Source organism: Arthrobacter sp. KBS0702, assembly GCF_005937985.2.
Classification (GTDB): Bacteria; Actinomycetota; Actinomycetes; order Actinomycetales; family Micrococcaceae; genus Arthrobacter.
In genome coordinates this window covers 1,428,844-1,452,819 of the sequence record NZ_CP042172.1, presented here as the reverse complement: position 1 = coordinate 1,452,819, position 23,976 = coordinate 1,428,844, and the positions used below count along the sequence as shown (strand labels likewise).

Sequence of the window (23,976 nt, the reverse complement as noted above, 5' to 3'; positions counted from 1 at the left end):
CATGACGGGGCCGACGCCCGGCGTTCTCATCGTCACGGGCGCCAGCAGGGGCATCGGCGCGGCGGTGGCACTTCGGGCCGCCCGGGCCGGGTACGCCGTCGTGGTGAACTATTCCGCCGACGCCGCCGGTGCGGACTCCACCGTCGCCGGCATCGCCGCCGGCGGCGGCGTCGCGGTGGCCGTCCGCGCGGACGTCAGCGACCCGGCCGCCGTCACACGGCTGTTCGACGCGGCCGCGGAACTTGGGACCGTCGCCGCCGTCGTAAACAACGCCGGCATCACCGGAAACCTGATCGGGCCCCTCACGGACGTCCCGTCAGCGACCATCCGGCGTGTTCTCGACGTCAACGTCGCCGGCGTCCTCTATGTCTGCCAGGAGGCCGTACGACGGCTCAGCACGGAACAAGGCGGCCGTGGCGGGTCGATCATCAACATCTCTTCGACCGCCACCAAGGCAGGCTCGCCGGGAACCTGGGTGCACTATGCTGCGTCCAAGGGAGCCGTCGACGTGCTGACGGCGGGGCTTGCGGCCGAGGTCGCAACGCAGGGCATCCGCGTGAATGGTGTGGCTCCGGGCAGCACGAACACGGGCTTGCACGCGGCCGCCGGGATGCCGGACCGCGTGGAGCGGCTTAATCCAACGGTTCCCATGGGCCGGGGCGCCGAACCGGATGAAGTAGCCGCCGCTGTGCTCTGGTTGCTTTCCGCGGAGGCCAGCTACATCACCGGGGCTGTGCTGCCGGTCTCCGGCGGCCGCTGACGGTACCGTCCCGCTGGGGGTGGTGGTCCCGCTCCCAGGCCGGAGCGAAATTGGAGCCGGTGGTGGCCACGGCTTCCCCTCCGCTGCCACCACCGGAACTTAGCTGAGCCTAGAGCGGGCTCTTTTGCGAGTTCTTGCCTTCCAGCCCCTTGGACTCGGCCTCATGGCGGAGCAGGGCGATGGCGGACTCGAAGTCTTCCAGCGATTCAAAGGCCTGGTACACACTGGCGAAGCGCAGGTAGGCCACCTCATCGAGGCGCTGCAGGGGGTTCAGGATCGCGAGGCCCACTTCATGGGCATCGATTTCGGCGGCGCCGGAGGCCCGGATAGTCTCTTCGACCTCCTGGGCCAGCATGGCGAGGTCGTCTTCGGTGACGGGGCGGCCCTGGCAGGCCTTCCGCACCCCGTTGATGACCTTGCTGCGGCTGAACGGCTCGCCGACGCCGGAGCGCTTGATAACGGTCAGACTGGTGGTTTCCACGGTGGTGAAACGCCGCCCGCATTCGGGGCACTGGCGGCGGCGCCGGATCGCTGATCCGTCGTCGGCAATGCGGCTGTCGACGACACGCGAGTCAGGGTTGCGACAGAACGGGCAATACACGTCGGTTCCTCCCCTGTCGCAAGCCTGGCCGCCCCGAGGGGGGGCGCCGCAGCACCGTGCGGTGCTTCCGGAATCAGTTTACGACTAGATGTTGCTGAATAACAAGCCTGTAATTACTACATGTTGTGGTTGCGCGCGTTCCAGGGCTGACTAGCTGCCGGTCGCGAATCGGGCGGTGACCGCCTCGCCGTGGGCCGGCAGGTCTTCGGCGCCGGAGAGGCTGACGATGTGCCTGCTGACTTCCTCAAGTGCGCTTCTGCTGTAGTTAATCACCTGGATGGCGCGCAGGAACGTGGTGACGTTCAGGCCGGAGGAGAAGGCTGCCGTTCCGCTGGTGGGCAGCACGTGGTTGGACCCGGCGCAGTAGTCTCCCAGGCTGACCGGGCTGTAGTCCCCCACGAAGATGGCCCCCGCGTTGCGGATCCGGCCGGCCACTGCGGCGGCGTCCGCGGTCATGATTTCGAGGTGTTCTGCGGCGTATGCGTCGCAGGCCGCGATTCCCTGCGCCAGGTCCTCGACGAGGACGACGCCGGACTGCGGACCGGAGAGGGCCTGCCGGACCCGGGCACTGTGCTTGGTCGCCGCCGCCTGCACGTCGAGTTCGCTGCGGACGGCAGCGGCGAGCTCCTCCGAGTCCGTGATCAGCACGGAGGCGGCCTGGGGGTCGTGCTCAGCTTGGCTGATGAGGTCGGCCGCAACCAGTGCCGGCCGGGCCGTCGCGTCGGCCAGAATGGCGATTTCGGTGGTGCCCGCCTCCGAGTCAATCCCCACGACGCCCTTGACCAGCCGCTTGGCGGTGGCGACGAAGATGTTGCCCGGCCCGGTGACGACATCGACAGCGTCAATGCCAGCGTCAATGCCTGCTTCGGCGCCGCTGCCGGCGGGGATGCCGTAGGCGAAGGCGGCGATGGCCTGGGCACCGCCGATCGCGTAGACCTCTTCGATGCCCAGCAAGCAAGCGGCAGCGAGGATCGTGGGGTGCGGCAGGCCGCCGAAGTCCTTCTGCGGCGGCGAGGCCAAGGCGATGGACTCGACGCCGGCGGCCAGCGCCGGGACGACGTTCATGATGACCGAGGAGGGGTAGACCGCCAGGCCGCCCGGGACGTAGAGCCCGACGCGGGCCACCGGGACCCAGTTCTGGCTGACCACGGCGCCCTCGCCGAGTTCGACGTCGGTGTCGGCCGGCCGCTGCGCGTCGGCGAAACGCCGCGCCCGGCGGATCGACTCCTCGAGGGCAGCGCGGACGGCCGGCTCCAGCCCGGCCAGGGCGGCCGTGAGCGCCTCTGCGGGAACGCGCGGGTGGGCCTGTTCGACGCCGTCGAAGTTAAGGGCCAGTTCGCGCAGGGCCTCGAAGCCACGTGTGCGGACGGCCGAAATGATGTCCTGGACCTTTTGCTCGGCGTCGGCCACGGTACCGTGCTGCGCGCGCGGGACGGCGGCGCGGAGCCCCGCGAGGGACAACCGCTGGCCGCGGACGTCCACGGTGCGGAATGTCACGGTGCGGTCAGTGTCGGTGGATGCGGGGCTGTCAGCAGTTGAGGTCACCCGACCATTTTACGCGCCGGCGTGTCCGGTCCCTGACCGGGCTGCGCCGGCCGTGGTGTCCGCCGCCGAATCAGGCCTCCGGTCCCGGTGCCGGCCCGGACTGGGGCTCGGGCTCGTTCTCGGAGTGGCCGAATACCGTGGCGAAGAAAATCGCCAGGGCGATGGCAGCAGGCCAGATCAGCAGCAGGGCGTAAGCCCGCAGCGAGAAGGCAATACTGGCGCTGGCCGAGGTGTCCTCCGCCGCGCCCCACCAGCTGCCGGCGAGCACGCCGGTGCCCCAGGCCAGGAGTGCACCTGCGAGTCCCGCCGCGACGGCCAGGACCACCGTCGCGGTGCCCAGCCGGGCAGGGCGGTTGCCGGCCAGGAACACGCCGGAAAGGCAGCCGGCCAGCAGGAAGAGTCCGGCCAACACCAGGTCCCGCGGTAGCCAGGTCTCGGGGTTGCTCCCCGCGGCCAGGGCGGGGTCACGGGTGATGAGGTTGAGGCCGGTCGGCGCCAGGAGCCACCAGAGCAGGCCCACGGGAAGTCCCGCCGCCGCGATCGCCACCAGCCCCTTCCATGGCAGTCCGTTCCACTGCACTCCCTGCCAGGGCAGCCGCCGCCAGGGGACGGCCCGGCGGGGCGGGACGGCGGTGTCGGGCCCGGTGGCGCCGTCGTGGTGGTCAACGGGCAGGTGCACCGCGGGTTGTGTCATGCAACAAATCTTAACAAGGGATCCGGCGGGGCCGGACATTACGCCGCCGCACGCCACGTGACGCGTGGAGGGCGGGATGGCGGGGTGCGAATACCGTGCGCCTTGCCCGGCGGAATACGCTGGCAGGAAGCACTCGTCACAAGCGCAGGGAGATGAACCACAGTGGCCTCAGCCGAAGAAGCCTTCGAGGGAACGTTTAAGGAGATGTTCCGCCGGCACGCGGCCGGCGTCGCGATCATCACGGCCAACTACAACGGCGTCCCCTACGGTTTCACCGCCACCTCGGTGGCGTCGCTCTCGGCCAAGCCGCCGCGCTTCACCTTCAACATGGCCCGCACGTCCAGCTCCTGGCCCGCCGTGGCCAACTCCGCCTACATCGGGGTGCACATGCTCGGCCTGGAGAACCAGGAGCTCGCCGAGCGCTTCGCCCGTGCCCGCAACCGGTTCGAGGGCGACCACTGGGCGCTTGGCCCGCACGAGGTGCCGATCCTCAAGGATGTGTCCGGCTGGCTGATCGGCAAGATCCAGATGCGGCTCTCCTTCGAGAACAACGCTGTCGTGGTCGTCGAGGTCGTCGCCGGCGAGGTCGGGGAGCACGGCGCTCCCCTGCTCTACCACGGCGGCAGCTACAGCCAGCCCGTTCCGCTCGACTACGAGATCTAGGCGCGGGCCGCCCGTTTCGACGGTTCCCTGCCGGCCGGGTGTTTGCCGACGTCGGGTGGGCACGGAACCGTCGAAACGGCAGGTGGCGGCGGTGAAGCGGCTAGCTGTCCAGGCAGGTCGGGCCGAGCAGCACCTTCAGGTCGCCGAACAAGGACGGGCTGGGGTTGACGCGCAGATGCACGGGCAGCCCCATCACCTCCACCCGGGAGTCACCGTGCAGATGCAGCCGGACCTCGGACTTGCCGCGGTGGGTCCTGAGCACCTCGCCGAGTTCGTTCACCACGGCCTCGGTCGCCTTGTGCGTCGGCATGGTGATCACCAGCGGCCCGTCGAGGCCCTCGCTGAGGTCCGGAACCGAGAGTTCCATGCAGTTCAGGGCCACGGCACCGTCGTCGCGGCGCTGCAGCCTGCCCTTGACGACGACGATCAGGTCCTCGGCCAGCACGGAGGCGATCGGGCCGTAGACCTGCCCGAAGAACATCACTTCCACCGAACCGCCGAGGTCTTCGATCTCGGCGCGGGCGTAGGCGTTGCCACTGGCCTTCGCGATCCGCCGGCTCAATGAGGTGATCATGCCGGCGATGGTGATGATGGCGCCGTCGTGCGGTCCGTCCTCGGCGATGATCGAGGTGATCGACTGGTCCGCGTGCTGGCTCAGGAGGCCCTCGAGGCCCTGCAGCGGGTGGTCCGAGACGTAGAGCCCAAGCATGTCGCGTTCGAAGGAGAGTTTGTCCTTCTTTTCCCACTCGGGCAGTTCGGGAATCTCGATGCTGAGCGAGGACTCCGATTCGGTGTCCTCGATGCCGGCGAACAGGTCGAACTGGCCGATCGCCTCGTTGCGCTTGAGCGTGATGACCGAGTCGATGGCTTCTTCATGGATCATGGCCAGGGCCCGGCGGTGGTGGCCCAGCGAGTCGAAGGCGCCGGCCTTGATCAGCGATTCGATGGTGCGCTTGTTGCAGACGACTGCGGGCACCTTCATCAGGTAGTCCTTGAAGGAGGTGTAGGCTCCCTCACGTTCGCGCGCGGCCACCATCGCCTCGACGGCGTTGGCGCCGACGTTGCGGATGGCGCCCATGCCGAAGCGGATGTCGTTGCCCACCGGGGTGAAGTTGAGCGCCGATTCGTTGACGTCGGGCGGCAGCACGGTGATGCCCATGCGCCGGCACTCGTTCAGGTAGATCGCCGACTTGTCCTTGTCATCGCCGACGGAGGTGAGCAGGGCCGCCATGTACTCCGGCGCGTAGTGCGCCTTCAGGTAGGCAGTCCAGTAGGAGATCACGCCGTACGCCGCCGAGTGCGCCTTGTTGAAGGCGTAGTCGGAGAACGGCAGCAGGATGTCCCAGAGGGTCTTGACGGCGGCCATCGAGTAGCCGTTGTCCTGCATGCCCTGCGAGAAGCCGGCAAACTGCTTGTCCAGTTCGGACTTCTTCTTCTTGCCCATGGCACGGCGCAGGATGTCGGCCTGGCCCAGGGTGTACCCGGCGAGTTTCTGCGCCACGGCCATGACCTGCTCCTGGTACACGATCAGGCCGTAGGTGCCGCCGAGGATTTCCGCGAGGGGCTCCTCGAGCTCGGGGTGGATCGGGATGACTTCCTGGATCTTGTTCTTACGCAGCGCGTAGTCGGTGTGCGCGTTGGCGCCCATGGGTCCCGGTCGGTACAGCGCCAGGACGGCGGAGATGTCTTCGAAGTTGTCAGGCTTCATCAGCTTCAACAGCGAACGCATCGGGCCGCCGTCGAGCTGGAACACGCCGAGTGTGTCGCCGCGGGCCAGCAGCTCATAGGAGGCCGCGTCGTCCAGGGCCAGCGATTCGAGGTCCAGCTCCACCCCGCGGTTCATCTTGATGTTTTCCAGCGCGTCGGAAATGATCGTCAGGTTCCGCAGGCCGAGGAAGTCCATCTTGATCAGGCCCAGGCCCTCGGAGGTCGGGTAGTCGAACTGCGTAATGACCTGGCCGTCCTGGAAACGGCGCATGATCGGGATGACGTCGATGATGGGGTCCGAGGACATGATGACGCCGGCGGCGTGGACGCCCCACTGCCGCTTCAGGCCTTCGATGCCCAGGGCGGTCTCGAAGACTTTCGCGGCTTCCGGGTCCGTGGCGATCAGCTGGCGGAAGTCCCCGGCCTCGCCGTAGCGCTTGGCCTCGGGGTTCTGGATGTCCGCCAGCGGAATGTCCTTGGCCATCACGGCCGGCGGGAGTGCCTTGGTCAGCTGCTCGCCCATGCTGAAGGGGTACCCCAGCACCCGCGAGGAGTCCTTGAGGGCCTGCTTGGTCTTGATGGTGCCGTACGTGACGATCATCGCCACACGTTCGTCGCCGTACTTGCGCGTCACGTAGTCGATGACCTCGGAGCGTCGCCGGTCATCGAAGTCGACGTCGAAGTCAGGCATGGAGACGCGGTCCGGGTTGAGGAAGCGCTCGAAGATCAGGCCGTGGTGCAGCGGGTCGAGGTCGGTGATGCGCATGGCGTAGGCCACCATGGAGCCGGCACCGGAGCCACGGCCGGGGCCTACCCGGATGCCGTTGTTCTTGGCCCAGTTGATGAAGTCGGCCACCACCAGGAAGTAGCCCGGGAAGCCCATCGAGGTGATGACCTCCAGCTCGTAGTCGGCCTGGGTGCGGACCTTGTCCGGGATGCCCTGCGGGTAGCGGTAGCGGAGCCCCTTGTCCACTTCCTTGACCAGCCAGGACGTTTCGTCTTCACCTTCCGGGCAGGGGAACCGTGGCATGTAGTTGGCGCCGGTGTTGAACGAGACTTCGCAGCGTTCGGCGATGAGCAGCGTGTTGTCGCAGGCGTCCGGGTGGTCCCGGAACAGTTCCCGCATTTCCTGCGGCGACTTCAGGTAGTAGCCGCTGCCGGAGAAGGCGAACCGCGAGCCGCCGTTGTCGTAGGTGGGCTCCAGCAGGGTGGAGCCGGACTGGATGGCCAGCAGCGCCTCGTGGGCCTTGGCGTCGTGTTCGTGCGTGTAGTGCAGGTCGTTGGTGGCCACGAGGGGAAGGTTCAGTTCCTTGGCCAGCCGCAGGAGGTCGCCGGTGACCCGCCGCTCAATGTCCAGGCCGTGGTCCATGAGTTCGCAGAAGTAGTTTTCGGCGCCAAAGATGTCGCGGAACTCGGCCGCGGCCTCAACGGCTTCACGGTACTGGCCCAGCCGGAGCCGGGTCTGGACCTCGCCGGAGGGGCAGCCGGTGGTGGCGATCAGGCCCTCGGAGTAGGTGTTCAGCAGTTCCCGGTCCAGCCGGGGCCACTTGCCGAAGACCGAGTCCAGCGACGCGATCGAGGAGGCCCGGAAGAGGTTCCGCATGCCCACGTTGTTGTAGCTGAGCAGCGTCATGTGCGTGTAGGCGCCGCCACCGGAGATGTCGTCCTTGCGCTGGCTTTCGTCGCCCCAGCGCACACGGGTCTTGTCGGTCCTCGCGGTTCCCGGCGAGACATAGGCCTCGACGCCGATGATCGGTTTGATGCCCTTGTCCGTGGCGCGCTTCCAGAAGTCGAACGCCCCGAAGAGGTAGCCGTGGTCCGTGGTGGCCAGGGCGGGCATGCCCAGCCGCTCGGTCTCATCGAAGAGTTCCCCGAGCCGCGCCGCACCGTCCAACATGGAGTACTCGGTGTGGTTGTGGAGGTGGACGAACGAGTTGTTGCTGGAAGTCACCGAATCATTCTAGTGCCGGGCACGGACACTTCCGCGCCCGGCACGCGGCCGGTCAGGCCTGGCCGGACTCCAGCACCTCGAGGGCGTACTTGAGGTCCTGCGGGTACTCGCTGGTCACGGTGACCCGCTCCCCCGTCCGCGGGTGGTCGAAGGAGAGTTGCCGGGCGTGCAGCCACTGCCGGGTGAGCCCGAGGGTGGCGGCGAGCCGGGGGTCGGCGCCGTAGGTCAGGTCGCCGGCGCAGGGGTGGCGCAGTGCGGCGAAATGCACCCGGATCTGGTGGGTGCGGCCGGTTTCCAGGTGCACCTCCACCAGCGAAGCCTTGCCGAAGGCTTCCAGCACCTCGTAGTGGGTCACCGAATCGCGGCCGTCCTCGATCACGGCAAAGCGCCAATCGTGGCCGGGGTGGCGGCCGATCGGCGCGTCGATGGTCCCGGCCAGCGGGTCCGGCAGGCCCTGCACGACCGCGTGGTAGACCTTGTCCACGGTGCGTTCCTTGAAGGCCCGCTTGAGCGCCGTGTAGGCGTTCTCGGTCTTGGCCACCACCATGACACCGGAGGTGCCGACGTCGAGCCGGTGCACGATCCCGGCGCGTTCCGGTGAACCCGAAGTGGAAATCCGGTACCCGGCGCCGGCGAGGCCGCCCACCACCGTCGGGCCCACCCAGCCGGGCGACGGGTGCGCCGCGACGCCGACGGGTTTGTCGACGACGACGAATTCGTCGTCGTCGAGCAGGATTTTCAGGCCTTCCACAACTTCCTCCACGACTTCCAGGGGGTCCCGGCGCTCCGGCACGACGACGTCGAGCTGGCCGCCGGCGCTGAGCTTCAGGGATTTGCCCACGGCCTTGCCGTGGCTGCTGACATTGCCCTCGGCAATCAGGGTGGCCGCCTGTGAGCGGGAAATGTCCATCAGTTTCGCCAGCCCGGCATCCACCCTCGTGCCGGCAAGCTCCTCGGGGACGGTAAAGTGCCGGGGCGTCGTCGCCGGTCCGGTCTCAGACATTGTTTTCCCGCCCGTTTTCTTCAAGCACTGCCGGCCGGGCGGCCGTCTTGTCCTGGCGCGGATTCAGGCGTGAGCCATCCAGGGCGATCCCGCGCAAGGTCAGCAGGCAGATCAGCACCACGGAGGACACCACGGCCGAGTCCGCGATGTTGAAGATCGCGAAGTTGGGCAGTTGGATGAAGTCCACCACATGGCCCATCGCGAACGAGGGCTCGCGGAACAGCCGGTCGGTCAGGTTGCCGAGCGCGCCGCCCAGCAGCAGCCCGAGCGCCAGCGCCCACCAGGCGGAGCCGAGCTTGCGCAGCTGCAGCAGGATGGCGACGGACACGGCCGCCATGATGATGGTGAAAACCCACGTGACGTTCTCGCCGATCGAGAATGCGGCGCCCGAGTTGCGGATGTAATACCAGTGCAGCAGGGGCGGCAGCACCGGAATCCGCTCGCCCTCGGTCATGGTTCCAGTGACCCAGAGTTTGGTCAGCTGGTCGAACACGTAGGCGAACACCGCGAATCCGGCGAACAGGGACAGCAGCAGCGCACGCCGCGGCCTGCGGGGCCGGGGCTCTGCGGCGGCGGACTGTTCGGCGTCGGCGGACAGCGCCGCGTCGGCGGGCTGGGCGGCGTCTGGGGTTGGTGCTTCAGTCATAGTGCTTTCGTTCCGGTGCCGAGGGGGCGGTTAATGCCAAAAGCCGGTGGCCGAGGAGTCCTCAGCCACCGGCTTTCAGAATACTTGCTAAACGTCCTAGTTGGCTTCGACCTCAGGGGCCGCCACCGAACCACGGGCGTCCAGGTCACGCAGCTGGCCTTCGATGTAGGCCTTCAGGCGGGACCGGTAGTCACGCTCGAAGCCGCGCAGCTGCTCAACCTTGCGTTCCAGGACGGAGCGCTGCTGCTCGAGGGCGCCCAGGATCTTGCGGGACTTCTCCTGCGCGTCGTTCACCAGGCTGCTGGCCTCGATCTGGGCCTCAGCGATGATCTTGTCGCGCTGCTGCTCGCCATCGGCGATGTGCTTGTCGTGCATCTGCTGCGCCATGGCCAGCAGGCCGGCGGCGGACTCAGCAGACGCGGTGGCGGCAGCGGGGGCCGGTGCAGCGACCGGGACGGGAGCCTTCTCGGCTTCCTTCTTCTTGGCGGCTTCGGCGGCCTTGGCCTCGGCTTCTGCCTTGGCGCGGTCTTCCTTCTCGGCCTTGACGGGTGCCGGCACCTTTTCGACGACGGGAGCAGCCGCAGCGGAGCTGGCGGCCGTGCCGGAACCGGCTTCGGCGAGCTTCTTGCGCAGCTCGTCGTTTTCCTGGTTCAGGCGTCGCAGTTCGACGACGATCTCGTCCAGGAAGTCATCAACTTCGTCCTGGTCGTAGCCTTCGCGGAACTTGGTCGGCTGAAAGCGCTTGTTGACAACGTCTTCTGGCGTCAAAGCCATCTGGTCACCTCGTTGGTCTAGTTAGTCAGGAGGCCTTCCGGCCGTCAAAACTACGGTACCTAAATATGGTCTGGTTCCTCTAATTCAACACCGCGGTGTCAAACCAGAGTTTTATATCTTTTTCGGCGGGCGGAGCTGGTCCGCCGCCGGGGTTACGTGGCGAGCGGCTGCGCGTACGTGAAGTACCGGGCAACGCCCATGGCCACCGAAACGGCCAAGAAGAGCACCAGGAACGCCAGGTCCAGCGAGATTCCGCCGAGCCGCAACGGCGGGAGGATCCGGCCGAGCAGCTTCAGGGGCCTGTCCGTAACGGAGTAGACGGCATGGGCGGTGACGAGGGCCACGCCGCGCGGACGCCAGCTGCGGGCGAACATCTGCACCCAGTCGAAGATCAGTCGGATGATGAGCGCGACGAAAAAGAGCAGCAGTGCGATGTAGACGAGTCCGAAAACAATTCCCATGAGTTAGCTCATATCTCCATGATCATTCCGGATACCGCAGTAGCCCGACAGTGGTTGCTCATCCATTCCAGCACGTCCATTCCAGCACGGAAAGTCGGGCACGGATGCCAGGCAGGTCTCCCCGCCCGGCATCCGTGCCCGAATCCTGGACTAGCTTTGGTTGAAGAAGCTGGCCTGGGTCTCGCTGATCTTCTTGTCGTCGCCGATCACTTCGACGTACGACGGCGAGAGCAGGAACACCTTGTTGGTCACCCGCTCGATGCTGCCGCGCAGGCCGAAGACAAGGCCGGCCGAGAAGTCCACGAGCCGCTTGGCGTCCGCTTCGCCCATGTCGGTGACGTTCATGATGACGGGGATGCCATCACGGAAGCTTTCGCCGATCAGCTTGGCGTCGTTGTAGGACCGCGGGTGGATCGTCGTGATCTGCCGGAGGCCGGTGGTTTCGTCGCGGCTCGCGGCCGCTCGCTTAATGGGTGTCACGGGTGCGCGGTATTCCTCTTCAGCGGCGTAGGGCTCTTCCCGGGTGGCCTCGCGGACAGGGGCCGGTGCGCGGCGCTCCTCGCGGTCGTGCTCCATGGAATCGTCCTCATCCTTGTGCGGGGTTTGATGCTCGGACTCATAGTGTTCGTCGCCATCAGCGAGCCCAAGATAGATCATTGTCTTGCGCAGAGCGCCAGCCATGGTCGACTCCTAATCGTGTCCGTATGCGGGCCGCTTTGTGACTTGACTGTGTTGGAGTCACTGTTTTGTAAACACTGCATTGGAATCCCCGCCATTACCTTCCAATACGTCGAACCTACCGCAGTGCCGGGCGCGGACCGAGAATATCGGAGCCAATTCGTAGGTGTGTCGCCCCGCAACGGATGGCAGCCTCGAGGTCCTGGCTCATGCCGGCTGAGATGGCGGTGGCCTGCGGATACTCGCTGCGGAGCCGGGCGGAAATGGCCGCCAGTTTTTCAAATGCCGCCTCAGGGTCTGCCGCGAGGGGCGCCACGGCCATTACTCCTGCCAGGCGGAGGCCCGGGGAGGCTGAGAGCACCTCGGCCAGGCCCGGGACGTCCGCCGGCAGGGCACCGCCGCGGTGGCCGTCGGCGTCCTCGTCCAGGCTGACCTGGATGAAGCACTCAAGGTCCGCCCGGCCCGTGCGCTCCTGCTCTGCGCGCACCGCCTTGGCAAGGCCAGCGGCCAGCTGGGGCCGGTCCACGGAGTGCACGGCGTGGGCATATCGCACCACGGATTTGGCCTTGTTGCTTTGCAGCTGGCCGATGAAGTGCCAGCGCAGCCGCAGCTCCGCCAGCCGGGCGGCCTTGTCCGCCGCCTCCTGGTCACGGTTCTCGCCGACGTCGGTGATCCCCAGGGCGGCCAGCCGCTCGACATCCTCGGCCGGGTGGAACTTGGTGACCACGATCAGCTGCGGCGGCTCGGCCTGCCGTCCGGCGTCGGCCACCGCGGAGTCGATCCGTTGTCGGACAACCGCGAGCCGTTCACGCAGTTCCGCGAGGCGCGGGTCGTGGCTGCCGGACGCCGCTGCTGGCGCCTTCACGCGCGCGCCCCTGCACCGGCAGTCCAGACAAGGCCAGCGAACCGGCCCGTATGGTGGTCGCGGCGGTACGAGAACAGTTCCGCGTCCTCGCGGGTGCACCCGCCGGAATATTCGACGGCGACACCCGCAGCCTCCAGCTGGCTGCGGACCCCTGCTGGCAGGTCCAGGCCCGGCGTGCCGTGTGATGTGGTGCACCAAGCCGCCGGAACGAGCGCAGCGACATCAGCGCGCATGTCCTCCGGAACCTCGTAGCACTTCCCGCAGATGGAGGGGCCGATCCAGGCGCTGACGGTGGTGGCTCCGAGCGCATCCATCTGTGCCACGGCGGCCGGGACCACCCCGGCAGCCAAGCCGGGCCGGCCGGCGTGGACAACCCCCAGCACAGGCCCTGACGGGCCGCCTGCGCCACCCTCCCCCACCAGCACGATCGGCACGCAGTCGGCCACCATGACTGCCAGCGGCTCCCCTACGGAGACCATCGCGTCGGCAGTGGGGGCCCCGGGCGGCCGCGGGTCGGCGGGGGCGGGACCGGCGATGACGGCCACTTCGTTGCCGTGGATCTGGTTCATAAACCGGAAGTGCCGCGAGCCCAGCCCTGCGGCCTCTTCGAGGGCTGCTCGGCGCGCGTGCACCGCGGCCGGATCGTCGCCGACGTGGAGCGCCAGGTTGCCTGCCGCAACGTTCGTGAACGCCGCCCAGACGCCGGGCCGCACCTCGGCTCGCCAGGAGAACACTCAGCCCACCGCCACGTCAGGAACCTGCACCATTGAAAACTTCATACCAAACACCGTAACCCGCGAAAGCACCATGGCACCGCCCGGGGGCGGTGCCATGGTGTTGATTGTTGATGGTGGACCGCTGGCCCTACTTCAGGAAGTCGGGAACGTCCAGGTCGTCCGAGTGGCGGCCGGAGAGGTCCGGTTCGACCACGGAGGGCAGGTCAACGTCAAACCCCGAGTCGGCCGGGACGGCGGAGGGGCGCTGCTGGCCCCAGTTGCTGAGTCCCGAGGCGCCGACGCCGGCGTGCAGCGGCTGGACGGAGGCCGAGGCGGGAGCCTGGGCCGGAGCCGGTGCGGGTGCGGCGGGGCGCGCGGGAGCGGGCTGGGACTGGTCCATCGAGGGTGAGGTGGCCTTGACGTCGTCGAACCCGGCGGCGATCACGGTCACGCGGGCTTCATCGCCCAGGGCGTCGTCGATTACGGCGCCGAAGATGATGTTGGCCTCCGGGTGGGCGACTTCCTGGACCAGGCGGGCGGCTTCGTTGATTTCGAACAGGCCGAGGTCCGAGCCGCCCTGGATGGACAGCAAGACACCGTGGGCGCCGTCGATGGACGCTTCCAGCAGCGGGGAGGCGATGGCCAGTTCCGCAGCCTTGACGGCGCGGTCTTCGCCGCGGGCCGAGCCGATGCCCATCAGCGCGGAGCCCGCGCCCTGCATGACGGACTTGACGTCCGCGAAGTCGAGGTTGATCAGGCCCGGGGTGGTGATGAGGTCCGTGATGCCCTGGACACCGGACAGCAGGACTTGGTCGGCGGAGCGGAACGCGTCCAGCACCGAGACGTTCCGGTCGCTGATCGAGAGCAACCGGTCGTTCGGGATAACGATCAGGGTGTCGACCTCGTCACGCAGGGCGTCGATGCCGGCCTCCGCGGAGCCGGCGCGCCGGCGGCCTTCGAAAGTGAACGGACGGGTAACGACGCCGATTGTCAGTGCGCCCAGCGAACGGGCGATGCGGGCCACAACGGGCGCGCCGCCGGTGCCGGTGCCGCCGCCTTCGCCGGCGGTGACGAAGACCATGTCGGCGCCACGGATGACTTCTTCGATTTCGTCGGCGTGGTCCTCCGCAGCCTGCCGGCCGACCTCAGGATTCGCACCGGCGCCCAGGCCGCGGGTCAGCTCGCGTCCGACGTCGAGCTTGACGTCGGCGTCGGACATCAACAGCGCCTGCGCGTCGGTGTTGATGGCGATGAATTCGACGCCGCGGAGACCGACTTCGATCATGCGGTTGACTGCGTTCACGCCACCGCCGCCGATGCCGACGACCTTGATGACGGCCAAGTAATTCTGCGGAGCTGCCACGTTACGTGTCCCTTGTTCGTGTTCTGTTGCGAAAACTGATGGAGTCAAGCTTGAAGCTTGCAACCTTAACCTTCCAGTTGAAGGTTATAGTTATGTCAAGTAACTCATGTCTGTGACGCTATTTCCTATGCCGGGGACATTCAATAACCGGCGCCGCGTGTCGCGGTAATACCGGGGAAATGCCTTCCGTTTCTGCCTTGCGGCAGCTTTTTGGGCCGCGCCGGATCCCGGCGGAAGCACCAGTTGCACTATCGCCCGGAGCAGCGTGCATGTAAGTGATTCATGGCTATCGGGTGACCGGATGCCGCGGCACACTGACGTCGTAGACCCGGACCGGATTCTTCGGGTCCGCCGGAGCCTTCAACAACGCCGCAAGCACCTTCGCCTTCAGCTCCTTCTCCCCCGCGTTGCCCCACACAATGGTCTGCCCGTCCACGAGCTTGAGTTCCACCGCGTCGGCGGATTTGGCCGAGGCGTCGGAGAGCCTGGCGAGCACATCCGGGGGCAGCGCCCCGAGAACTGCCGTGACCGCGTGGAACAGGTCCTGGTTCAGGGCCCCGCCGCCGCCGTCAACGACCGGAAGCTTGACCGAGGCGGGGTCCGTGGCAGTGCCGAGCGGGACGCCGTCGACGTCCACAAGTTGGAACGCCTGGCCCTGTTTGAGCAGCGCCACCGGCACGCGCTCGACAATCTTCACCTGCAGGGTGGAGGGCGGGCGCGCCTGGGTGGTGACAGCCTTGACTTGGACCAGGGGCTGCAGCAACCCGCTGACCTGATCATCGCTGATCTGCGGCAGCGGCTTGCCCTGAAGCGGCGCCAAGGCTGCCTTGATCTGCTCCGGGGTGAGCATCCGGGTGCCCTCCACGGAGACCGTCTGGACGGCCAGCCAGGGAGAGTAGATGGCCGCCGCCACGATTCCGGCGAGGAGCGCCACGATCACCCCGGCCGTGCTGAGCACGATCCGGCGGCGCCGCTTGGCTTTGGGTTCGGGGAAGGACAGTACGTTGCCGCGCTGTGTCTCCGGCGTGGCGGGCCCGCCCTGGCCCGCACCGGCCGGCGTCTGGGTTGTTGGAGCCGGGGTGGCGGAATCTTCTTTCGACGCCGAGATGACGTCCGGCAGCCCGCGGGAGGGATAGCTGGGACGGCGGGTACTAGCCATCCTGTGCCTCGGTCCTCAGCGCCTCGACGATCAGCGGTCCGTAGGCCGTGACATCTCCGGCGCCGGCCGTGAGCACGATGTCCCCCGGCGCCGCGGCCTCGAGCACGGCCCGGACGGCTTCCTCGCCGGGGCCGACGAGCCTGCCGCGGGAGCCGAGGTGGTCGGCGATGAGCTGGCTGGTGACTCCCGGGATGGGGTCTTCCCGGGCCGGATAGATGTCCAGCACCAGGGCCGTGTCCGCGGCATTCAGGGCCGCCGCGAACTCGTGCGCGAATTCCCGGGTGCGGGAAAACAGGTGCGGCTGGAACAGCACGTGGACCCGGTGTTCGCCGGCCACCGAGCGGGCCGCGGCGAGGGCGGCGCGGACCTCGGTGGGATGGTGGGCGTAATCGTCGTACACCCGCACGCCGCCAACCTCGCCCTTGAATTCGAAGCGGCGCGCGGCGCCGGAGAAGTTCGCCAGCGCGCCGGCCGCCGCCTCTGGCGCGACGCCGAGTTCCGTCGCCACCGCGAAGGCCGCGGCGGCATTCAGGGCGTTGTGCCGGCCCGGCACCTGGAGTTCGACGGCGAAGCGCCCTGCGGGGGTGGTGATCGAGACGTCGCCGGGGCCGCCGTCGTGCAGCTTCACGTCGGCGTCCTCGGCCGTCCCGTAGAGGACGACCCGGGTGTTGTTCCGCTCCCGGGTGCGCTGCGCGAGGGCGCGGGCGCCGTCGTCGTCCGCGCAGGCCACCAGCAGGCCGTCCGCGGGAAGCAGGGCGGTGAACCGGTCGAATGAGGCATAGACCGCTTCCGCGGTGCCGTAGTGGTCCAGGTGGTCCGGTTCGACGTTGGTCACAACGGCGATCTGCGGGCGGTAGTTCAGGAACGAGCCATCCGACTCGTCGGCTTCCGCAATGAAGACCGGGGACGTCCCGGTGGCCGCGTTGACGCCGAGGGCTGGGACGTTGGCGCCGATGGCGAAGGACGGGTCCAGCCCGGCGCCCTGCAGGAGCACCGTGATCATCGAGGTCGTGGTGGATTTGCCGTGCGTCCCGGCGACCGTGACGGCGGTGTCCTGCGCCATCGTCGCGGCCAGGGCCTCGGAACGGTGCAGCACAGGCAGTCCGGCGGCGTGGGCGGCGGCCAGCTCGGGGTTGTCCTGGCGAATGGCCGACCCGGCGACGACGGTCTGGGCATCGCCGAGGTTCGCCGCGTCGTAGCCGACCGCGATCCGGGCGCCAGCCGCGGCCAGCTCAGCCATGACCGGAAGGTCCTTGGCGTCGGAGCCGCTCACCGGCAGGCCCCGGGCCACCATGATGCGCGCGACGGCGGACATCCCCACCCCGCCGATGCCGATGAAGTGCACGCGGCCCAGCGATTCCTGGGTGCGGGCCGCCGGCGGAGTGCCGTTCTGGGCCTGGGTCATTGCTTTACCGCTTCCTGCCTGCTGTTCGATGTCACTGCCGTTCAAAGGTGCTGCCGTTCAAGGGTGCTGCTGTTCAAGGGTGCTGCCGTTCAAAGGTGCTGCCATTCAAGGGTGCTGCCGTTCAAAGGTGCTGCCATTCAAAGGTGCTGCCGTTCAGGGGTGCTGCTGTTCCACATTGCTGCGCTAGTGGCCGGGCGCGGCCTGCGTGGCCTGCGCTGATTGCGCGGCCTCGAGGACCAGGGCGGCCATCCGCCGGTCGGCGTCCCGAATGCCCAGTTGCTCTGCTTCGGCGGCCATCCGGTCCAGCCGGGCGCCGTCGCCCAGCAGCGGGATGAGATTGGCGCTGACCCAGCCGGCGTCGAACGCGGCGTCCTCGACCAGGACTGCGGCGCCGGCGTTGACCAGGGCCGCCGCGTTCAGGGCCTGTTCCCCGTTGCCGATCGGCAGCGGGACGAAGACGGCCGGAACGCCGACGGCGGCGACCTCGCACACGGTCGCGGCACCGGAACGTGCCAGCAGCAGGTCCGCGGCGGCGTAGGCCAGCTCCATGCCGTCCACGTACTCGACCTGGCGGTAGCCGGGCGCGGCCAGCAGTTTGCCCTGCGCGTCATGGACGGTCTTGCCGCGTCCGGTGATGTGCAGGGTCTGGATGCCCGCGTCGGCCAGCGCGGCAACGGAAGCGGCGATGGCACGGTTGATGCTTTGCGCCCCGGACGAACCGCCGGTGACAATCAGGCTGGGTTTGTGCTGTTCCAGTCCGAGCGCGGTGCGTGCGGCCGCCCGGGCAGTAGTCCGGTCGAGGCCGGAGATTTCGCGGCGCATCGGCATGCCGACATGCCGGGCCCCGCGGATCCTGGTCTCCGCGAACGCTACGGCGACGTAACGGCTCAGCCGGGCGCCGACCCGGTTCGCGAGCCCGGCCCGGGTGTTGGCCTCATGCACCACGATGGGAATCTTGCGGCGCCAGGCGGCAAGGTACAGCGGGGTGCAGACGTAGCCGCCAACGCCCACGAGGACGTCCGCGCCGGCTTCGTCCAGGATGGTGCCGGCCTGCCGGACGGCGCCAGCGAGCTTGCCCGGAAGCCGGAGCAGCTCGAGCGATGGTTTGCGCGGAAACGGCACGCGGCTGACGGTGGCCAGTTCCAGCCCGGCGGCCGGAACCAGCCGGGTCTCCATCCCGCCCGGAGTACCCACGGCCAGCAGCCGCGCCTCGGGACGGACCTCCAGGATGGCGTTGGCGATGGCCAGCAGGGGGCTGATGTGCCCGGCGGTGCCGCCGCCGGCGAGGACGACGGAGAGGGACGAGTCGGTCTTCATGGGGCTAGCTGCGCTTTCGTGCGGGGTTCTTGGGGGCGGGGGTCCTGGCACCGGGCTTCCGGCCCGCGGTGCTTCCGGCAGGGGAGCTTCCGGCCGCGGTACGGGCGGCACGGGACTTGGCCGCCGGCGCCGGGGGTGCAGCGGCCGGACGCTGGGTTCCGCTCCGGGCAGCTGCCTGCTTGCGGAGGACTTTAGTGAACCCGGCGGGCCCGAACTTGAACAGCCCCTTCGGCTGCATGTTCGGTTCCATCTGTGCCCGGGCCAAGGACAACACTACGCCGACGGCACAGAGCGACATCAGCAGGGCCGAGCCGCCATAGGAAATGAAGGGCAACGGAACACCCACCACGGGGAGCAGCCCGGTGACCACGGCCATGTTGACGGTGGCCTGGCCGAGCAGCCACACCATGATCGCACCCGCAAGGACGCGGTGGAACAGATCCTGCTGAGCCACCACCACGCGGTACATGGCCGTGCCCAGGATGGCGAACAGGACCAGGACAACGATGGTGCCGATCAAGCCGAGCTCTTCGCCGATGATGGCGAAAATGAAGTCGTTGTGGGCTTCCGGAATCCAGCTGTACTTCTGCCGGCTCTGGCCCAGACCGACGCCGAACCAGCCTCCGGACGCCAGCCCGTACAGACCGTTGGTGGACTGGTAGTTCAGGTCGGATCCGTCGGCGCAAGTCTGCCCGGTCCAGGACAGGATGCGGCACATCCGGTTGGGGCTCGTGATCGCCAGGAAAGCCGTGCCGGCCGCCAGCACCGCGCCGGCGATGCCGAACAGGTAAAGCTGCACACCGGCAAAGAATAATCCGGCAGCCAGGATCATCATGACGATCATGGCCGTGCCAAGATCGTTTCCAGCGAGGATCAGCACCAGGATCGCAGCGGCTCCGGGGATGACCACCGGGACCAGGACATGCCGCCAATTGTCGAGGAGCTTGGCCTTTCGGTTGAGCACCGTCGCCATCCAGAGTGCCAGCGCGAGCTTTGCCGCTTCCGAGGGCTGGAAGGTGAACGGCCCGACGTCGATCCAGTTCTGGTTGCCTAGTGTGCTGCGTCCGATCAGGAGCACCAGCCCCAAGAGAATGACCGCCAGGACAATGGCCGGCCAGGCGAGGCGTTTCAGCCACACCACGTTGACGCGCGACAGCACGAACATCACAAACACACCGATGGCGGCAAAGAGCCCCTGCTTGAGGGCAGCGGAATAGGGTGACTCCCCCGCGGCGATCGCCTCCACGCTGGAGGCGGACAGCACCATCATGATGCCGATCGCGGTCAGTGCGAGGGTGGATCCGAGGATCAGGTAATAGGTGGAGCCGTTCCGGGACTTCCCGGTGCCCTCCAGGGCGGACCAGAAGCCGCGGTACCAGCCGCGGACGCGGTCCGCGGGCCGTGGTCCGGCGGGAGGCGATGCCGCGCCGGCGGGTTTGCTGCCTGGTTTACTGCCTGGTTTGCTGCCTGCGGCAGGGGTCCGTGCCGCCGTGGGACGGGTGGGCGTGCTGACCATTACTACTCCTCGGTGGTCTGAGCCTGCCCTTCCACGAGCTCGCGGACAGCTTCGATAAAGGCGTCGCCACGGTGAGCATAGGAAGAGAACTGATCCATGGACGCAGCTGCCGGGGCCAGGAGCACAGTGTCCCCGGAGGTGGCCAGCTGTGCCGCTGACGCCACGGCCCGCGCCATCACAGTCTCTCCGAAAATCGGCGAGGGGCCTGCGTCGGCGTGGGCAGTTCCGGCAGTCTGCACCTCTTCAGTGTCGCCCTTCGCGTGGCCGATTACGGGGACATCCGGCGCGTGTCGCTGGAGCGAGGCCCGCAGGTCCGACGAGTCCGCCCCGATCAGCACGACGGCCTTGAGACGCCGGGCGTTGTCCCGGATCAATGCGTCGTAATTCACACCCTTGGACAGGCCCCCGGCGATCCACACCACGTTCTCGAAAGCCGAGAGCGAGGCCGACGCGGCGTGCGGGTTGGTGGCCTTCGAATCGTTGATCCAGAGCACGCCCTCATGGCGGGCCACCGGCTGGATACGGTGGTCCCCGGGCAGGTAGTTCTGCAGGCCCTGGCGGACGGCGGACGGCTCCACGCCGTAGGCGCGCACCAGGGCGGCAGCGGCGAGGGCGTTAGCCACCATGTGCCGTGGCGCCACCGGCCCGAGGTCGGTCATCGCGGCCAGCTCGGCGGCGCTGTCCTTCCGCTCGGGGATGAAAGCCCGGTCCACGAGCAAGCCCTCGACGACGCCCAGCATGCTGATGGCCGGGGTGAGCGTGGTGAAGCCCACCGCGCGGCAGCCCTCCACGACGTCGGCGTCCTCCACCATGCGCTCGGTCTCGATCTGTTCGGCGTTGTAGATGCACGCCTTCTGGGTCCGTTCGTACACCTTGGCTTTGTCCGCAAGGTACGAGTCATAGGAGCCGTGCCAGTCGACGTGGTCTTCGGCGACGTTGAGGCACACACTGGCCACCGGGGACACCGAATGGCTCCAGTGCAGCTGGAAGCTGGAGAGTTCGACGGCGAAGACGTCGTAGTCCACCGGGTCGCGGAGGGCGTCCAGGATGGGGGTGCCGACGTTGCCAACGGCGATCGCCTTGAGCCCGGCGGCCTGCAGCATGGATTCGGTCAGGCCGACCGTTGTGGTCTTGCCGTTGGTGCCGGTTATGGTGAGCCAGTCCGCGGTTTTGCGGCCCTGGCGTTCGCGCACGCGCCAGGCGAGTTCGACGTCGCCCCAGATGGGGATGTGGGCCCGGGCGGCCGCGGCGAGCAGCGCCTGGTCCGGGCGCCAGCCTGGCGAGGTGACAATGAGTTCGGGCTTTTCGCCGTCGACCTTCGGCACTGCGGTGACCGCGTCGTCGCCCAGCAACACCTCGGCGGCCCCGACAATCCGGAGCGTGTCCGCCTGGGCCCGCGCCTTGGCGCTGTCCGCGGCGTCCACCACGACCACCCGGGCGCCGAGTTCAATCAGGGTGTCGGCAGCTGCGAAACCGGAGATCCCGATGCCGGTCACGACGACGCGGAGCCCGGACCAGTCCGAATCCCAGCTGGTGAGGGTGTCGAGCCTGGGCGAGGTGGCCAGCGGCTCGGGAATCGTTCCGCTCACAGCAGCACCACCCATTCGGCGTAGAAGATGCCCAGGCCGGCGGCCACGAAGAGTCCGCACAGGATCCAGAACCGGACCACGACGGTCACTTCGGCCCAGCCCTTCAGTTCGAAGTGGTGCTGCAGCGGGGCCATCTTGAAGAACCGTTTGCCCTTGGTGATCTTGAAGTAGCCCACCTGGATGATGACCGAGAGGGTGATCAGGACGAAGAGGCCGCCGATGAAGGCGAGCAGCAGTTCGGTCCGGGAGAGGATCGCGAAGCCTGCGACGGCTCCGCCGATGGCCAGCGAGCCGGTGTCGCCCATAAAGATCTTCGCCGGCGAGGTGTTCCACCAGAGGAAGCCGACCAGCGCTGCGCTGAGGATGGCGGCGAGGAGCGCAAGATCCAGCGGATCGCGGACGGTGTAGCAGCCGCTGCCGGCCTGCCGGGGCGAGCCGCAGGACTGGTTGCTCTGCCAGATGCCGATCAGGGTGTACGCGCCGAACACCATGACGGAGGCGCCGGCGGCCAGGCCGTCCAGCCCGTCGGTGAGGTTCACCCCATTGGTGGCGGCGGTGACGATGAGGTTGGACCAGAGCACGAACAGGATCGCACCGACCACGGTGCCGCCGAACGCGAGGTTCAGCCACGGAATGTCCCGGACCAGGGAGATCTGGTACGAGGCCGGGGTGACGAAGTTCTCGTCCGGGAACTGGAGCGCGAGGACCGCGAAGATGATGCCGACCGCGGCCTGCAGGATGAGTTTGGCTTTGGCGTTGAGGCCCAGGCTGCGCTGCGCGGAGATCTTGATGAAGTCGTCCAGGAAGCCCACGAGCCCCATGCCGACCATCAGGAAGAGCAGCAGCAGGGCCGAGGCGGACGGCCCCGGCGAGAGCGGGTTCATCATCCACATGATGAGGTGGGTGATGCCATAACTGGCCAGCACCGCAACGACCACGACGGTGCCGCCCATGGTGGGCGTCCCGCGTTTGGTGTGGTGCGAGGTGGGTCCGTCGTCCCGGATGAATTGCCCGTAGCTCTTGTGGACCAGGAACCGGATGAAGAGTGGTGTGCCCAGGAAGGAGAGCAGCAGGGCCAGCCCGGAGCCCATCAGCAGTGCGATCACGGCAGCGGGCTCCCTTCAGTGGCGGTTGCGGGTAATGCTATCCGATCCCCCAGATGGCGCAGGCCGATGCTGTTGGATGACTTGAAGAGGACCAGGTCGCCGGGCTCCAGGGCGGAGCGCAGGATCTCATACGCCTCGTCAACGGTTTCGGCGAAGAGGCATTCGTCGCCCCAGGACCCCTCGTTGACCGCAGAGACGTACAGGGCGCGGGCCTCGCGTCCGATCACCAGCAGTCGGGAGATGTTGAGCCGGACCACCTGGGTGCCGACGGCGGTGTGCTCGCGGATGGAATCCTCGCCGAGCTCCAGCATGGCCCCGAGCACTGCCCAGGTCCGGCGGCCTCGGCCCAGGTCAGCGAGGGTCCGCAGAGCGGCCCGCATGGACTCCGGGTTGGCGTTGTAAGCGTCGTTGATGATGGTCACGCCGTCGGGCCGCTCGGTGCGTTCCATCCGCCAGCGGCTGGCAGCCGACTGGGCGCTGAGGGAGGCTGCGATCTGCTCGCCGGGGATTCCGGCGGCGTGGGCGGCCCCGGCAGCAGCAAGCAGGTTGGCCACGTGGTGGGCGCCGATCAGCTGGGATGCCACGTGGTGGCGGTCGCCGCCGGGAAGGCGGAGCTCGAATTCGGGGTTGCCCCCGGCGCTCAGTTCAACGTCTTCGGCCAGGACCGGGGCCGATTCGCCGGCCTTGTCCGGCTGGGCGGAGAACCCCAGGACCGTTGCCCTGGTGCGGCTCGCCATGGCCGACACGCGGGCGTCATCCAGGTTCAGCACTGCCGTGCCCTCGGCGGGAAGTGCTTCGACCAGTTCGCCCTTGGCCACGGCGATGTTCTCGACGCCGCCGAATTCGCCGGCGTGGGCCGTGCCGACGCCAAGCACCACGCCGATGTCGGGGCGGACCAGTTCCGCGAGGTAGCGGATGTGGCCGATGCCGGTGGCGCCCATCTCGATCACCAGGTAGCGGGTGTCGAAGCCGGCTTTGAAGACGGTCAGCGGCACGCCGACCTCGCCGTTGTAGGAACCCTGCGGCGACACCGTTTCGCCGTGTCCGGCCAGGATCCCGGCCAGCAAATCCTTCGTGGTGGTCTTCCCCGCGGATCCGGTGATGCCGATGACGGTGAACGACTGGCCGGCGTCGGCCCGGCGGGCACGGATCCGGCGGACCGCTTCGGCAGCCAGCGCGCCCATGGCCAGCACGGAGTCCTCGACAACGACAGCCGGGTAGAGTTGTCCGGCGCCGTCAGCAACGTCGTGCTGCACGAGGGCCAGCACGGCTCCTCGGTCGAAGGCGGCGGCCACGAAATCGTGCCCGTCGGCGGCTTCCCCCGGTTTGGCCACGTAAAGGGAACCCGCCGTGGCTTCGCGGGAGTCGGTCACCACAGAGCCGGGCGTGAGGCCCGGATCTGCGGCCAGCCGGCCGTGGGTAATTTCGGCGATTTCCGCCGCGGTAAATGCAATCAT

Annotated in this window: 21 protein-coding genes; 2 read left to right on the top strand and 19 right to left on the bottom strand. The window is 67.9% G+C overall.

What is annotated here, in order from left to right; translation table 11 throughout:
* Position 1 precedes the first annotated feature (1 nt).
* A complete protein-coding gene (locus tag FFF93_RS06620; protein WP_138769621.1) occupies positions 2–760 on the top strand; it encodes an SDR family oxidoreductase in 759 nt (252 codons plus the stop codon).
* A gap of 109 nt (positions 761–869) precedes the next feature.
* On the opposite strand, the gene nrdR is transcribed toward FFF93_RS06620, so the two are convergent.
* The 3 genes from nrdR to FFF93_RS06605 all read right to left on the bottom strand — a co-directional run bounded on the left by nrdR (position 870) and on the right by FFF93_RS06605 (position 3,600).
* A complete protein-coding gene (nrdR, locus tag FFF93_RS06615) occupies positions 870–1,361 on the bottom strand; it encodes a transcriptional regulator NrdR (protein WP_138769622.1) in 492 nt (163 codons plus the stop codon).
* 150 nt (positions 1,362–1,511) lie between these two features.
* A complete protein-coding gene (gene hisD, locus FFF93_RS06610) occupies positions 1,512–2,906 on the bottom strand; it encodes a histidinol dehydrogenase (RefSeq protein WP_138769623.1) in 1,395 nt (464 codons plus the stop codon).
* 70 nt (positions 2,907–2,976) lie between these two features.
* Positions 2,977–3,600 (bottom strand): hypothetical protein, encoded by a 624-nt coding sequence (locus FFF93_RS06605; protein ID WP_138769624.1) that lies wholly within the window; start codon positions 3,598–3,600, stop codon positions 2,977–2,979.
* A 204-nt stretch (positions 3,601–3,804) separates the two neighbouring features.
* On the opposite strand from FFF93_RS06605, the gene FFF93_RS06600 reads away from it, so the two are divergent.
* Complete coding sequence (locus tag FFF93_RS06600) at positions 3,805–4,263, top strand: flavin reductase family protein (protein WP_138770501.1); 459 nt, start codon at positions 3,805–3,807, stop codon at positions 4,261–4,263.
* Between the two features lie 100 nt (positions 4,264–4,363).
* On the opposite strand, the gene dnaE is transcribed toward FFF93_RS06600, so the two are convergent.
* The 16 genes from dnaE to murF all read right to left on the bottom strand — a co-directional run bounded on the left by dnaE (position 4,364) and on the right by murF (position 23,976).
* Complete coding sequence (gene dnaE / locus FFF93_RS06595) at positions 4,364–7,921, bottom strand: DNA polymerase III subunit alpha (protein ID WP_138769625.1); 3,558 nt, start codon at positions 7,919–7,921, stop codon at positions 4,364–4,366.
* A 52-nt stretch (positions 7,922–7,973) separates the two neighbouring features.
* Positions 7,974–8,924, bottom strand: coding sequence for an RluA family pseudouridine synthase (locus tag FFF93_RS06590; protein WP_138769626.1), 951 nt, complete (start codon positions 8,922–8,924; stop codon positions 7,974–7,976).
* Positions 8,917–9,570, bottom strand: a complete 654-nt coding sequence (gene lspA / locus FFF93_RS06585) for a signal peptidase II (RefSeq protein WP_138769627.1) — start codon at positions 9,568–9,570, stop codon at positions 8,917–8,919. The genes FFF93_RS06590 and lspA overlap by 8 nt, the downstream gene beginning before the upstream one ends.
* 96 nt (positions 9,571–9,666) lie before the next feature.
* A complete protein-coding gene (locus tag FFF93_RS06580) occupies positions 9,667–10,344 on the bottom strand; it encodes a DivIVA domain-containing protein (protein WP_138769628.1) in 678 nt (225 codons plus the stop codon).
* A gap of 152 nt (positions 10,345–10,496) precedes the next feature.
* Complete coding sequence (locus tag FFF93_RS06575; protein ID WP_138769629.1) at positions 10,497–10,805, bottom strand: YggT family protein; 309 nt, start codon at positions 10,803–10,805, stop codon at positions 10,497–10,499.
* Positions 10,806–10,955: 150 nt separating this feature from the next.
* Positions 10,956–11,486 carry a cell division protein SepF gene (locus tag FFF93_RS06570; protein WP_138769630.1) on the bottom strand — a complete coding sequence of 177 codons (531 nt, stop codon included), beginning with the start codon at positions 11,484–11,486 and terminating at the stop codon, positions 10,956–10,958.
* Positions 11,487–11,601: 115 nt separating this feature from the next.
* Complete coding sequence (locus FFF93_RS06565) at positions 11,602–12,348, bottom strand: YggS family pyridoxal phosphate-dependent enzyme (protein ID WP_138769631.1); 747 nt, start codon at positions 12,346–12,348, stop codon at positions 11,602–11,604.
* Positions 12,345–13,082 carry a polyphenol oxidase family protein gene (locus FFF93_RS06560; RefSeq protein ID WP_138769632.1) on the bottom strand — a complete coding sequence of 246 codons (738 nt, stop codon included), beginning with the start codon at positions 13,080–13,082 and terminating at the stop codon, positions 12,345–12,347. Before FFF93_RS06560 ends, FFF93_RS06565 begins: the two co-directional genes overlap by 4 nt.
* A gap of 130 nt (positions 13,083–13,212) precedes the next feature.
* Positions 13,213–14,427, bottom strand: coding sequence for a cell division protein FtsZ (gene ftsZ / locus FFF93_RS06555; RefSeq protein WP_138769633.1), 1,215 nt, complete (start codon positions 14,425–14,427; stop codon positions 13,213–13,215).
* A gap of 286 nt (positions 14,428–14,713) precedes the next feature.
* Positions 14,714–15,586: a cell division protein FtsQ/DivIB gene (locus FFF93_RS06550; protein ID WP_138769634.1), complete on the bottom strand. Its 873-nt coding sequence runs from the start codon at positions 15,584–15,586 to the stop codon at positions 14,714–14,716.
* Positions 15,579–16,991 (bottom strand): UDP-N-acetylmuramate--L-alanine ligase, encoded by a 1,413-nt coding sequence (gene murC, locus FFF93_RS06545; RefSeq protein WP_138769635.1) that lies wholly within the window; start codon positions 16,989–16,991, stop codon positions 15,579–15,581. Before murC ends, FFF93_RS06550 begins: the two co-directional genes overlap by 8 nt.
* 183 nt (positions 16,992–17,174) lie before the next feature.
* On the bottom strand, positions 17,175–18,308 hold the full coding sequence (murG, locus tag FFF93_RS06540) for an undecaprenyldiphospho-muramoylpentapeptide beta-N-acetylglucosaminyltransferase (protein ID WP_138769636.1): 1,134 nt from the start codon (positions 18,306–18,308) through the stop codon (positions 17,175–17,177).
* A 4-nt stretch (positions 18,309–18,312) separates the two neighbouring features.
* Entirely contained in the window at positions 18,313–19,824 is a 1,512-nt protein-coding gene (ftsW, locus tag FFF93_RS06535; protein ID WP_138769637.1) for a putative lipid II flippase FtsW, read from the bottom strand.
* A gap of 2 nt (positions 19,825–19,826) precedes the next feature.
* Entirely contained in the window at positions 19,827–21,428 is a 1,602-nt protein-coding gene (gene murD / locus FFF93_RS06530) for a UDP-N-acetylmuramoyl-L-alanine--D-glutamate ligase (protein ID WP_138769638.1), read from the bottom strand.
* Positions 21,410–22,519 carry a phospho-N-acetylmuramoyl-pentapeptide-transferase gene (gene mraY / locus FFF93_RS06525; RefSeq protein ID WP_138769639.1) on the bottom strand — a complete coding sequence of 370 codons (1,110 nt, stop codon included), beginning with the start codon at positions 22,517–22,519 and terminating at the stop codon, positions 21,410–21,412. Before mraY ends, murD begins: the two co-directional genes overlap by 19 nt.
* Positions 22,516–23,976 (bottom strand): UDP-N-acetylmuramoyl-tripeptide--D-alanyl-D-alanine ligase, encoded by a 1,461-nt coding sequence (gene murF / locus FFF93_RS06520; protein WP_138769640.1) that lies wholly within the window; start codon positions 23,974–23,976, stop codon positions 22,516–22,518. The genes mraY and murF overlap by 4 nt, the downstream gene beginning before the upstream one ends.